The organism is Actinoallomurus oryzae (genome assembly GCF_039541955.1).
In the GTDB taxonomy this organism is placed as follows: Bacteria; Actinomycetota; Actinomycetes; order Streptosporangiales; family Streptosporangiaceae; genus Actinoallomurus; species Actinoallomurus oryzae.
The window spans coordinates 175,814-187,578 of the sequence record NZ_BAABHF010000048.1 but is presented as its reverse complement, the minus strand read 5'-3'; the positions used below and the strand labels follow the sequence as shown (position 1 = coordinate 187,578).

The 11,765-nt window shown below is 69.9% G+C and carries 12 protein-coding genes, 1 tRNA gene and 1 other RNA gene; 5 read left to right on the top strand and 9 right to left on the bottom strand.

Annotated elements, in window-relative coordinates; translation table 11 throughout:
• Window positions 1-85 precede the first annotated feature (85 nt).
• The gene (locus tag ABEA10_RS40410) at window positions 86-748 is read right to left on the bottom strand and encodes a TetR/AcrR family transcriptional regulator (protein ID WP_345473230.1); all 663 of its coding nucleotides are present in this window, start codon (window positions 746-748) and stop codon (window positions 86-88) included.
• A gap of 160 nt (window positions 749-908) precedes the next feature.
• Between ABEA10_RS40410 and ABEA10_RS40405 the strand changes: the two genes are divergently transcribed.
• Window positions 909-1,403: a hypothetical protein gene (locus ABEA10_RS40405; RefSeq protein WP_345473228.1), complete on the top strand. Its 495-nt coding sequence runs from the start codon at window positions 909-911 to the stop codon at window positions 1,401-1,403.
• Window positions 1,404-1,491: 88 nt separating this feature from the next.
• On the opposite strand, the gene ABEA10_RS40400 is transcribed toward ABEA10_RS40405, so the two are convergent.
• The 7 genes from ABEA10_RS40400 to ffs form a co-directional block, all read right to left on the bottom strand.
• Window positions 1,492-2,568, bottom strand: coding sequence for an aspartate-semialdehyde dehydrogenase (locus tag ABEA10_RS40400; protein WP_345473227.1), 1,077 nt, complete (start codon window positions 2,566-2,568; stop codon window positions 1,492-1,494).
• Entirely contained in the window at window positions 2,565-3,833 is a 1,269-nt protein-coding gene (locus ABEA10_RS40395) for an aspartate kinase (RefSeq protein ID WP_345473226.1), read from the bottom strand. Before ABEA10_RS40395 ends, ABEA10_RS40400 begins: the two co-directional genes overlap by 4 nt.
• 130 nt (window positions 3,834-3,963) lie before the next feature.
• Window positions 3,964-4,497, bottom strand: a complete 534-nt coding sequence (locus ABEA10_RS40390; protein WP_329248443.1) for a DUF5063 domain-containing protein — start codon at window positions 4,495-4,497, stop codon at window positions 3,964-3,966.
• Window positions 4,490-5,089 (bottom strand): recombination mediator RecR, encoded by a 600-nt coding sequence (gene recR / locus ABEA10_RS40385; RefSeq protein ID WP_329248446.1) that lies wholly within the window; start codon window positions 5,087-5,089, stop codon window positions 4,490-4,492. Before recR ends, ABEA10_RS40390 begins: the two co-directional genes overlap by 8 nt.
• 158 nt (window positions 5,090-5,247) lie before the next feature.
• Entirely contained in the window at window positions 5,248-5,628 is a 381-nt protein-coding gene (locus tag ABEA10_RS40380; protein ID WP_345473224.1) for a YbaB/EbfC family nucleoid-associated protein, read from the bottom strand.
• A gap of 192 nt (window positions 5,629-5,820) precedes the next feature.
• Window positions 5,821-8,199 carry a DNA polymerase III subunit gamma and tau gene (locus ABEA10_RS40375; RefSeq protein ID WP_345473222.1) on the bottom strand — a complete coding sequence of 793 codons (2,379 nt, stop codon included), beginning with the start codon at window positions 8,197-8,199 and terminating at the stop codon, window positions 5,821-5,823.
• A gap of 22 nt (window positions 8,200-8,221) precedes the next feature.
• Window positions 8,222-8,317, bottom strand: an RNA gene (ffs, locus tag ABEA10_RS40370) — signal recognition particle sRNA small type.
• A 78-nt stretch (window positions 8,318-8,395) separates the two neighbouring features.
• On the opposite strand from ffs, the gene ABEA10_RS40365 reads away from it, so the two are divergent.
• Both ABEA10_RS40365 and ABEA10_RS40360 read left to right on the top strand, forming a co-directional pair.
• Window positions 8,396-8,710 carry a DUF952 domain-containing protein gene (locus ABEA10_RS40365; protein WP_329248453.1) on the top strand — a complete coding sequence of 105 codons (315 nt, stop codon included), beginning with the start codon at window positions 8,396-8,398 and terminating at the stop codon, window positions 8,708-8,710.
• Between the two features lie 10 nt (window positions 8,711-8,720).
• A tRNA-Ser gene (locus ABEA10_RS40360) sits at window positions 8,721-8,805 on the top strand.
• 522 nt (window positions 8,806-9,327) lie between these two features.
• Here ABEA10_RS40360 and ABEA10_RS40355 read toward each other — a convergent pair.
• Window positions 9,328-10,164, bottom strand: coding sequence for a GlxA family transcriptional regulator (locus tag ABEA10_RS40355; protein WP_345473220.1), 837 nt, complete (start codon window positions 10,162-10,164; stop codon window positions 9,328-9,330).
• Window positions 10,165-10,421: 257 nt separating this feature from the next.
• On the opposite strand from ABEA10_RS40355, the gene ABEA10_RS40350 reads away from it, so the two are divergent.
• Complete coding sequence (locus ABEA10_RS40350; protein ID WP_345473218.1) at window positions 10,422-11,402, top strand: NADP-dependent oxidoreductase; 981 nt, start codon at window positions 10,422-10,424, stop codon at window positions 11,400-11,402.
• Window positions 11,403-11,432: 30 nt separating this feature from the next.
• Complete coding sequence (locus tag ABEA10_RS40345) at window positions 11,433-11,753, top strand: NIPSNAP family protein (protein ID WP_345473216.1); 321 nt, start codon at window positions 11,433-11,435, stop codon at window positions 11,751-11,753.
• The last annotated feature ends 12 nt before the right edge of the window (window positions 11,754-11,765 follow it).

Genomic DNA, 11,765 nt, shown 5'->3' with positions numbered 1-11,765 from the left:
CGGGTGCCTCGTCGGCGTCGTCCGGTGTCTTGGTTCCCCTCCGCGGATGCCGGTCAACCGAGCGGGCCGCGGCTGGACGGTCTTTTTACCTCCGCAGGTCGCGGTAGGTGGACAGGGCTTCGCGGACGACGCCGCGCATGCCGGGCAGGCGGGCCATGCCGACCAGCCGGTCGATCAGCGGCACGGTGCGTTCGACCAGGCGATAGGTGTTCTCCGCGTCCGGGCTGCTGTCGTAGACCCAGTAGAGGACCACGCCCATGGAGTAGAGCCACAGCAGCTCGGGGAGTTCGGCCCGGATCTCGGCGTCCGTCTTCAGCGTCGAGCCCTCCACGACCTCGCGGTAGAGCGTGATGGACGCCTCGCGGACCGGGCCGGACTCGGTGCTGAACGGGCTCAGCGGGCTCGACGGCTCGGCCGCGTACTTGAAGAACTTGCCGGCGAACTCCTTGTACGGCTGAAGCGTGTCGATGCGGGCGCGCAACACGCCGAGCAGCCGGGCCCGGAACTCGCGCTCCCCGGCCAGGACGCCGCGGGACGCCTCGGTGTGGTCCTCCTGGGAGTGCTCGAAGTAGAGCTGGATCAGCTCTTCCTTGGAAGCGAAGTAGTAATACGCGTTTCCCACCGAAACGCCCGCCTCGGTGGCGATGGCCCGCATCGTCGTGGCCTCGTAACCGCGCTCGCGAAAAAGCCGCAAAGCGGTCTTGGCGATCAGATCCCGGGTCTGCTCGGACTTGGTCGGTACGGCCACAGGCGACACTGTACGTCTCTTCACGCACCGAGTCGGCGCAGGCCAACAACGAGCCAGGGTTCCGGCCTCGTTTCGCAAAACGGCGCGTCTCCTGCCACGCGATCGCGTGACACGTGGCAGATGCTGCCGCTGGGCGCATGCGACGGCACAGGGAGGTTGGATGTCGACACGGCTGACCGTCATGACCGGCTGCGCCACGGCGTTCTTCGCCTTAACGGCCGGTACGGCCCAAGCATGGACGCACGACCGGAAAACACCGTCGGAACCCCTGCACCAGCAGGAGGCCGGCTCTCTGCTTCGTGCGGCGGGACTTCGCTGGGTCTCCTCCGGGCACTGCACGCGCCGGAGGAACCCGCACTGCACCTCGTTCGAGGGGCTACGACCGTCCACACTCGACGGCGTGCTCCGGCTGAAGGAGGCGAGCCGCTGCGGCCTGGTGATCTCAGGCGGCACCGAGAGGGGCCACGCGCACGGCCACTACAGCCATGGCGCGGGCTACAAGCTCGACATTCTGCCCAGCCGCTGCCTCAACCGCTTCGTCCGCCACCACTACCACCGCATTCACCGGCGAGGCGACGGCGCGGCGCAATTCCGGACGGCCAACCGGAGCCTGTTCGCTCGTGAGCCGTCACACTGGGACGTCACATTCATGTGATCGATGTTTCTCGTGAAACGTGGAGGCCCGGTCGGGCACCGGGCCTCCATCGCTCAGCGAGTGAACTCGGCGGGCCGAGCCGGTGAACTCAGCCGGTGAACTCGGCCGCGACCAGTTCGGCGATCTCCGCGGCGTTCAGGGCCGCGCCCTTGCGCAGGTTGTCGCCGCACACGAACAGGTCGAGGGTGTTCGGGAAGTCGATCGCCTGCCGGATCCGCCCGACGTACGTCGGGTCGGTGCCGACGACGTCCGCCGGGGTCGGGTACACGGAGTTCGCCGGGTCGTCCATGACCACAACGGTCGGGGCGGCCTCCAGGATCGCCCGCGCGCCCGCGACGTCGACCGGACGCTCGAACGTCGCGTGCACGGCCAGCGAGTGCGTCGTGATCACCGGCACCCGTACGCAGGTGGAGGAGACCTTCAGGCCGGGGATGCCGAGGATCTTGCGGGACTCGTTGCGGAGCTTGAGCTCCTCCGACGCCCAGCCGTCGTCCTTGAGCGAGCCCGCCCACGGCACGACGTTGAGGGCCATCGGCGCCGGGAACGGCGACTCCGCGTCGCCGAGCTTGTCCTCGATCGCCTTGCGCACGTCACCGGCGGTCTGGCCGAGCGTACGGTCGCCGGCGACGGCCTCGATCTCGGCGTACAGCCGCTCGGTGCCGGCCACGCCCGCACCGGAGACCGCCTGGTACGAGGCGACGACGAGGGCGCTCAGGCCGTACTCGGCGTGCAGCGCGCCCATCGCGGCCATCATCGACAGCGTCGTGCAGTTGGGCGTGGAGATGATGCCACGCGGCCGCTCGCGTACGGCCTCGGGGTTGACCTCGGGCACGACGAGCGGGACGTCCGGCTCCATCCGGAACGCGCCTGACTTGTCCACGACGACCGCGCCGCGCTCGGCCGCGATCGGCACCCAGGTCTTGGAGACCTCGTCGGGCACGTCGAACATCGCGATGTCGACGCCGTCGAAGACCTCCGGGGTCAGCTCCTGGACGACGAGCTCCTCGCCGCGTACGGGCAGGCGGCGGCCGGCCGAGCGGGCGGAGGCGACGAGACGGATCTCGCCGTAGACGTCCTCGCGGGACGAGACGATCTCGCGCATGACGGTGCCGACGGCGCCGGTGGCACCGACGAGGGCGAGAGTGGGCTTCCTGTTCGCGCTCATCGGCCGGTCCCTCCGTAGACGACGGCCTCGACCTGGTCGGAGTCGAGGTCGAAGGCGCGGTGCGCGGCGGTGACGGCGGCGTCGACGTCGTCCTGGTCGACCACCACCGAGATCCGGATCTCGGAGGTGGAGATCATCTCGATGTTGACGCCGGTGTCGGCGATGGAGCCGAAGAACTTGGCCGTCACGCCGGGGTGGGAGCGCATGCCGGCGCCGATCAGCGAGACCTTGCCGATCTGGTCGTCGTACCGCAGCGAGTCGAACCCGATGCGTTCCTTGATCTTGTTGAGGGCGGCCATCGCCGTCTGCCCGTCCGTGCGCGGGAGGGTGAAGGAGATGTCCGTACGGCTCGTCGCGGCGGCCGAGATGTTCTGCACGATCATGTCGATGTTGATCTCGGCGTCGGCGAGCGTCTGGAAGATCGTGGCCGCCTCGCCCACCTTGTCGGGCACGCCGACGACCGTGATCTTGGCTTCGCTCCGGTCGTGGGCGACGCCGGAGATGATCGCTTGTTCCATCGCGTTTCCCTCGATGCTGGACTTGACCCAGGTGCCGGTCTTGTTGCTGAACGACGACCGCACGTGGATGGGCATGGCATAGCGCCGGGCGTACTCCACGCAGCGCAGGTGCAGGATCTTGGCGCCGCAGGCCGCCATCTCCATCATCTCCTCGTAGGAGATGTCGGGGATGCGCCGGGCGGCCGGAACGATGCGGGGGTCGGCGGTGAAGATGCCGTCCACGTCGGTGTAGATCTCGCAGACGTCGGCGCCGAGCGCGGCGGCGAGCGCGACCGCCGTGGTGTCCGAGCCGCCGCGGCCGAGCGTCGTGACGTCCTTGGAGTCCTGGGACACTCCCTGGAAGCCGGCCACGATCGCGATCAGTCCGTCGTCGAGGGCCCCGCGGATGCGGCCGGGCGTGACGTCGATGATCCGGGCCTTGCCGTGGCTGCCATCGGTGATGACGCCGGCCTGGGAGCCGGTGAACGACCGCGCCTCGTGACCGAGGTTGGCGATGGCCATGGCCAGCAACGCCATCGAGATGCGCTCTCCCGAGGTGAGCAGCATGTCGAGTTCACGTGCCGGCGGCAGGGGGCTGACCTGGTTGGCCAGATCGATCAGCTCGTCCGTCGTGTCCCCCATCGCGGACACCACGACGGCGACGTCATGTCCGTCGCGTTTGGTGTTGGCGATGCGCTGGGCGACGCGCTTGATGCTTTCCGCGTCCGCGACGGAGGAGCCACCGTACTTCTGCACGACTAGAGCCACGCGTGTGCACTCCTCGGTTCAGGCGTAGTTTGACGCGCCGAGTCTACCGAGGTCAGGGGCCTGCACCGCGAAACGATATCCCGCTATGCGAGATTTGCGTCTTTCTCGGCGAGCCGCGGGAAACCTTTCGTCAACCCGCGACCTGTTCCTCCATGACGTCCAGGCGAGCACTCGCCGAAACCGCGTAAAGGGCACGCAGCGCCGCCCCGGCGTGGTTGCCCCAGTGGTTGAAGTAGCTGTACTGCCACCACCACAGCGCCTCGAGCTTGCGGTCGGCCTCGTAGTGCCGGCGGCCGTGCACCAGGTCGCTGGCGACGTCGACGAGATCGTCCGAGAGCCGGTACGGCGTCGCCTCGGTGTCCTTGTACGGGTCGAAGACCTCCATGTAGTCGTCGACCTGCGTGAGACGCTCGGCCAGCCCCTGCCGTACGGCGTCCAGATCGGGGTCCTCGCCGACGTCCGGCTCCCAGTTGTCCGGGAGGATCACGTCGGTGCTGGCACCGAGGCGCGCCCCGGCCATCGCGATCTGCGAGACCTCCAGCAGCAGGTAGGGCACGGCGTGCTCGCCGGCCTCGCCCTTGGCCACGGCCTCGAGCCCGGCCAGGTAGGTGTCGACATGCTTCGCCACTCGATCGGCGAGCGTGGTCCAGCTGTTCTCAGACATCGAGCAGCCTCCGTCCTTCGAACGCACGGCCGAGTGTGACCTCGTCGGCGTATTCCAGGTCGCCCCCCACGGGCAGGCCGCTGGCGAGCCGCGTGACGGTGAGACCCATCGGTTTCACAAGCCGGGCGAGATAGGTCGCGGTCGCCTCACCTTCGAGGTTCGGGTCGGTGGCCAGAATGAGCTCGGTCACCTCTCCGTCGGCGAGCCGCTGCATGAGCTCCCGGATCCGCAGATCGTCGGGGCCGACCCCTTCGATCGGGCTGATCGCACCACCGAGCACGTGATAGCGGCCACGGAACTCGCGCGTCTTTTCGATCGCGACGACATCCTTCGGCTCCTCGACCACACAGATCACATGCAGGTCACGGCGAGCATCCCGGCAGATCCGGCATTCCTCTGCCTCGGCCACATTACCGCAGACTTTACAAAATCTGACTTTATCTTTGACCTCCCGCAACGCCTCGGTCAGCCGTGAGACGTCCGCGGGGTCCGCCGCGAGCAGATGGAAGGCGATCCGCTGCGCGCTCTTCGGCCCGACCCCGGGCAGCCTGCCCAGCTCGTCGATGAGGTTCTGAACGACCCCCTCGTACACGGCTCCCTCCCTTCTGTCGGTGTTGTTCTGGGCGAAGATCGTAGGGTGTGCGGCACCGGCTCGTCAGAGCTCGGTGAATCGGTGCGCCAGAGCCCGTTCGTCAGGACCTGTTCATGTTCGTCACGGCCTGTTTCGTCAGGGCCTGAGCACCGGTGTCATCAGAGCCCGGGCAGGCCGAGCCCGCCGGGCAGTCCTCCTCCGGCACCGCCTCCGAGGCTGCCCAATCCCTCGGTCAGCGGCCCCATCTTGGTCTCCTGGAGCCGCTGCGCCTCCTCGCCGGCGTTGTGGATCGCGGCGACCACCAGGTCGGCGACGGTCTCAGCGGTGTCCTGCGGGTCACCCGGGTCGATCGCGGCGGGATCGATGACGAGCTTGACCAGCTCGTTCTGACCGTTCACCGTCGCCGTGACCAGCCCGCCTCCCGCGGTGCCCTCGATCTCGGCCTCCGCGAGCTCACGCTGCAAGTTGATGAGCTGCTCCTGCATCCGCTGCGCCTGCTGCAGCATCTGCTGGATATTCGGCTCGCCTCCGGGTTCCACGGCGTCTCCTCGTTCGATCGTCCGATGGCACGAGACTACGGGGTTCGCCGCCGATGCGGTACGCGCCCACCCGTGATCGAAATTCCGGGCATCTCCCGTGCCGGTGACCGCGTACGACACGCGGGACCTGATCCCGGCAGCTGCCGGGATCAGAGTGACCTACGGACGCGGCAAATGGGCTTCATCCGGAGGTCAAGCGTTGTCGATCTCCTGAATGACCTTTCCTCCGAGTACCTGCTCGATCAGCGCCATGCCGGTCAGCGCGCTGTCCGCGCCGGCGTCGGCGTCACCTTCCGGATCGACCTCGTCGGCCTCGTCCATCGGCCCCGGCGGCGGGGGCACGAAGCCCGGGGGAGCCGCCGGCGGCGGAGGCTCGGGCTGCCGGTGCTGCTGCTCGCGGGGTGGTTGCGGGGAGGCGGGAGCCGAGGGGGCGGAGGAGCCCCAGCCTCCGCCGGTGTCGGGCGGCGGCTGCGGCGGCCCCTGACGACCTCCGCCACCGCCGTTGTCGAGGACCGCGTCGATGCGCCAGTCGACGCCGAGGATCTCCTTGAGCGCATCGCGGAGCACGGCGTCCTTGCCGCCGGTGGTGAACCCCCGGCGCTTCCCCTCGTTGGCGAACGCGAGGGTGAGCACGTTACCGTCGAGGGAGGCGATCTCGACGCCTTCCATGAGGACGATCCAGGCGACCTTGCTGCGCTGCTTGACCGCCTCGAGAATGTCGACCCACATGCGGCGAATGGCGCCGACGTCGACCCCTCCTTGCTGTGGAGGGGCCGAGGGTGCCGTAGGCGGCTGCGGCTGTCCGCCCGGCTGTGTGGGCGCCGGCCAGCCGTCGTCGCCCGCCGCGCGGGAACCTCCGCGCTCACCGGCCCGGGCGGCCTGCCCGGACCGCTCCGGACGGCCTTCGTCCCGTCCCGCCGAGGCCCGCTGCCCGGGGGAGGCGCTGGGCGAGCCCCACGAGGCCGCCGCGGAAGCCACCGAAGGCGGACCCGCCGGAGCCTCCGGCCCCGAACCCGCCGGAGACGCCGAGCCGGCCGGAGATGCCGAAGCCGCGGGAGCCGCGGGAGCCGAACCCGATCCCGAGGAGCCGGAGCCGTTCGATCCGCCCGAACCGGTGGGGCCGCCGCCCGAAGCCGCAGGCGAGGACGCCGAAGGCGAGCCCGAGGAAGTCGCGGAGGTCGCGGAGGCCGCCGCGGAGTTATCCACAGCCCCTCGCGCACCTCCCCCCTCGCCGGCTCCGCGCTGGACAATGGAAGTGGGGTCGCCCCCCTGGGCGGGCGGGGGTTGGCCCTCTCCCCGCACGGCTGGGTCGGTGCGGGGGGTTCGGCCTGGGGCGTGGCGTTCGTCGGCGGGCTGGGGAGGCTGGGGGCGGCGGATCGGGGGCAGGTCCGCGGCCGGGGCGCCGTCGCCGATCGCCAGGCGACGCTCCAGGCGGTCGAGCCGGGTCAGGAGCGACGCCTCGTCGTCGTACGCTCCCGGCAGCAGGATGCGCGCGCAGATCAGTTCGAGCAGCAGGCGCGGTGCGGTCGCCCCGCGCATCTCCGTCAGGCCCGTGTGCAGCAGGTCCGCCGCGCGCGTCAGCTCGGCCAGGCCGAGCCGTGACGCCTGCGCCTGCATGCGCTCCAGCTCGTCCGGCGGCACGTCGAGCAGGCCGGTCGTGCCCGAGTCGGGCACGTTCGACAGGATCACCAGGTCGCGAAAGCGTTCGAGCAGGTCGGCCGCGAACCTCCGCGGATCCTGCCCGCCCTCCATCACCCGGTCGATCGCGGCGAACACCGCCCCGCCGTCGCGGGAGGCGATCGCGTCCACCACCTCGTCCAGCAGGGTCGCGTCGGTGTAGCCCAGCAGCGAGACCGCGCGGGCGTACGTGATGCCCTCCTCGCCGGCGCCCGCGAGCAGCTGGTCCAGGATCGACTCGGAGTCCCGCGCGGACCCGGCCCCGGCGCGTACGACGAGCGGGATCGCGGCCGGCTCGTACGGAACGTTCTCCTTCTGGAGGATCTCCTCGAGCAGCTCGCGCAGCGTGCCCGGCGGGATCAGGCGGAACGGATAGTGGTGCGTACGGGACCGGATCGTCCCGATGACCTTCTCCGGCTCGGTCGTCGCGAAGATGAACTTCAGGTGGGCCGGCGGCTCCTCGACGAGCTTCAGCAGCGCGTTGAACCCTTCGCGGGTCACCATGTGCGCCTCGTCGATGATGTAGATCTTGTAGCGCGCGGCCACGGGGGCGAAGAAGGCGCGTTCGCGTAGATCGCGGGCATCGTCCACACCACCGTGAGAGGCCGCGTCGATCTCGATCACGTCGATGTGCCCGGCGCCGGACGGCCCCAGCGCGATACAGGACTCACAGGTGCCACAGGGCTCGGGCGTCGGCCCCTGCTCGCAGTTCAGCGAACGCGCCAGAATCCGCGCGCTGGAGGTCTTCCCACAGCCGCGCGGCCCGCTGAACAGGTATGCGTGATGGATGCGCCCGTTGCGCAACGCCTGCTGAAGCGGCTCGGCGACGTGTTCCTGCCCCTTGAGCTCGGCGAACGTCGCTGGCCGATACTTGCGGTATAGAGCCAGACTCATCGGGGGTCCGTCCTCGTCAGAAGCAAAGGACCCCCCGCACACCCGCCAGAGCCTGCTTATCCTTGCTGCCTTCCGGCCCTGGGGAGGTTCACAGGATGACGCCATGCGAGGGGTCTCGACTGAGTCTATGGCATCCCGAGGACGTCTTCGGCCCGTACGCTCTCCTCGGTTCCAACGATCCCCGGGAGACCCACGCATGACGATCTTCCACATCGCCGAACGCGCCGACTGGGAGGCCGCCCGCGCGTCCGGCGGCCCGTACGAGATCTCGACCCGCGGCCAGACCCTCGCCGAGGTCGGCTTCATCCACGCCTCCCGGGACGAGGAACAGGTCCGTACGGTCCAGCGGGCGTTCTACGCGGACCTGGACGACCTGGTACTCCTGACGATCGACCCGGAGGGCCTGGACGTACGCGACGAGGCGGTCGGCGACGGCGTTTTCCCGCACATCTACGGCCCGCTGCCGATCGAGGCCGTCATCGATGTACGGCCGCTGCCGCGAACCCGGTAGGCTTCTCCGCGGAGGATTCGCCTAGTGGCCTAGGGCGCACGCTTGGAAAGCGTGTTGGGGGCAACCCCTCGCGAGTTCGAATCTCGCATCCTCCGCACTTGCCGTCAGGCAAAACGAAGGGCCCGACCGTTCCGCGGTCGGGCCCTTCGTCATTCGCAGTCTCAACTGTGGTCTCGCGGGGCTTTTCGGGGCCCTCCGAGCCCTCCCCGCCGTTGCCCTTCGCCATCTCCCAGATGAGGCCGCCGGCCCGCTTGGCCACGTCCTTGAGGATGCCGCCCGTCACGTGCCGGTACCGGGCCGCCATCGCGGTGGACGACCGATCCTGGTCTGCAGCACCACACGCTCGGAAACACCGAGGACGAGCAGCACCGTGGCGGCGGTGTGCCGAGCGCCGTACAGCCTGCCGTCCCGGGCCTGGCGTCGGCCAACAGCCGCCGTCGGCGCGCCGGTCGGTGACCTTGTCGGGCAACTCGGGCCAGGTCGTCCACGATGTCATCAGTGGCCCGGTGCACGATGTCCAGGACTCCGCCCTTGAGGGGGTGGTGGAGGGCGGCAGGGGTCACTCGACGCGCTGGGCGATTGGTGGGGCGTGTCGCGGCGGTGACCCGGCTGGGCGGTCACCATGCCGTCGTCGGCTCTGGTGCGTTGTGGGCGCGACGGTAGGCCAGTGGTGACAGGCCCAGGTACGTGTGAAAGTGCTTGCGCAGGGCGACGGGGTCACCGAAGCCGCAGGCGGGGGCGATCCGCGCGACGGGCAGGTCGGTGGACTCCAGCAGCAGGCGCGCGTGCACCAGCCGTCGCTGCGCCAGCCACTTCAGCGGGCTGCTGCCCATCTCACTGCGGAACCGCCGCGTGAAGGTGCGCACGCTCATGTGCGCGTGCCGGGCCATGTCCTCCAGTGTGATCGGCTCGGCCAGCCGGTCCAGCGCCCACTGCCGGGTCGCCGAAGTGGAACGGTCGGTGTCCTGCGGGACCGGGTGCTCAATGAACTGCACCTGCCCGCCCTCGCGCCACGGCGCCACCACGCAGCGCCGCGCGGCGGCCGAGGCCACCGCCGCCCCGTGGTCCAGACGGACCAGGTGCAGGCACAGGTCGATGCCGGCCGCTCCGCCGGCGGACGTCAGGATGCGTCCGTTGTCGACGAACAGCACGTCCGGATCGATCTCGACGTCGGGGAACAGCCGCGCCAGCGCGTCACACAGCGCCCAGTGCGTGGTGGCCCGCCGACCGTCCAGCAGACCGGCCGCCGCGAGCAGAAAGGCCGAGGTGCACAGACTGACGATGCGAGTCCGCGGCCCTATCCGGTCCAGCGCCGCGGTGAGTTCCTCGGGGAGCTTGCCGGTCGCGAGCAGGTGCTCGCCGGGCTCCTGTGTGGCGAGCACGACGGTGTGCGCGGTCTCCAGCACCGACTCGTCATGGTCGACGACGATCCGGTAGTCCTCGTGCGTGCGCACCGGCCGGGCGCCGAGGGAGCAGGTGCTGACGGAGTCAGACGGGGGCCGTCCGGGTCACAGGCCTCGTTGAAGACCCGGGGCCGGGATGCCCAGGTCCAGCGGCAGTAACTCCGTCGAGGGCGAGAACGGCAACACGCTGCGACATGGCCGGAATGGTACGACAGATGGCTTTCCGGCCACTCACCCGCCTCCGCGAGCACACGCCACTCTTTCCTTCGCCGGACCGTGGTCCCGGCGAAGGAAAGAGTGAGACGGACATGAGCGAGGACGACATGAGCGAGCACATCATGCGGGCTGTCACCATCAGTGAGTTCGGCGGACCGGAGGTGCTGACCATCGAGGAGGTCGCGCGCCCCGTTCCACTGCCGACCGAGGTGCTGGTGCGTGTGCACGCCGCCGGCGTCAACCCGGTGGACTGGAAGACCCGCGAGGGTCAGGGCATGGCGGGCCTGCAGACGTTCCCGCTGATCCTGGGCTGGGACGTCTCCGGTGTCGTCGAGGAGGTCGGCTTCGGCGTCACCACGCTCGCGCCCGGCGACGAGGTGTACGCCATGCCGTGGTTCCCGCGCGCCGCGAGCGCCTACGCCGAGTACGTGACCGCACCGGCCCGCCAGTGGGCCCGCAAGCCGGCCACCCTTGACCACGTGCACGCGGCCGCCGTGCCGCTGGCGGCGCTGACCGCATGGCAGACCGTGGTCGACACCGCTCACGTGCGGGCCGGCCAGCGCGTCCTGATCACGGCCGCCGCCGGCGGGGTGGGCCACTTCGCGGTCCAGTTCGCCCGGCACCTGGGCGCCGACGTGATCGCCACCGCCGGCGCCGCCCGCCACCCCTGGCTCAAGGAACTCGGCGCCGACGAGACCATCGACTACACCACCACCCGCTTCGAGGACGCCGCCGCCGACGTCGACGTCGTCATCGACCTGGTGGGCGACGCGCATGACCAGACCAGCACCCGCTCGCTCAAGGTCCTGCGTCCCGGTGGCCTGCTGGTCACCATCCCGGCCGGTGTCTCCCCGGAACTGGCCCAGGCCGCCAAGGCGGCCGGCATGCACATCACTCCGTACCTGGTCGAGCCGGACGGCGCGGCGCTGACCACGATCGCGGGCCTGATCGACGCCGGTCAGATCGCCGTCGAGGTGGAGGAGACCTTCCCGCTCGAGGAGGCCGGCACGGCCCACGCCCGCGGCGAGGCCGGCCGCACCCGCGGCAAGCTCGTCCTCACCGTGACCGACTGACCACGCCTGCACGCAGTTTGGAGTAGCACCGTGTATTACGAGATCCGCCGCTACCAGGCCCGGCCCGGACGCCGCAAGGAGTGGGTGCGCTACATGGAGGACGTGGTCATCCCGTTCCAGGCCTCGCTGGGCATGGACGTGACCGCTTCCTTCGTCGACGCTGAGGACGAGGACGGCTACGTGTGGATTCGCCGGTTCGAGGACGAGGCCCAGAGCGAGGCCCTGTACACGACCGTGTACGAGCACGACCGCTGGAAGAACGAGATCGGCCCGGTCGTCTACGGCCTGCTGATCCCCGAGAAGACCGTCGTCACCCGCGTGGTCCCCACCCCGGCCTCACCGCTGCGGTGACCTGGCTTACGG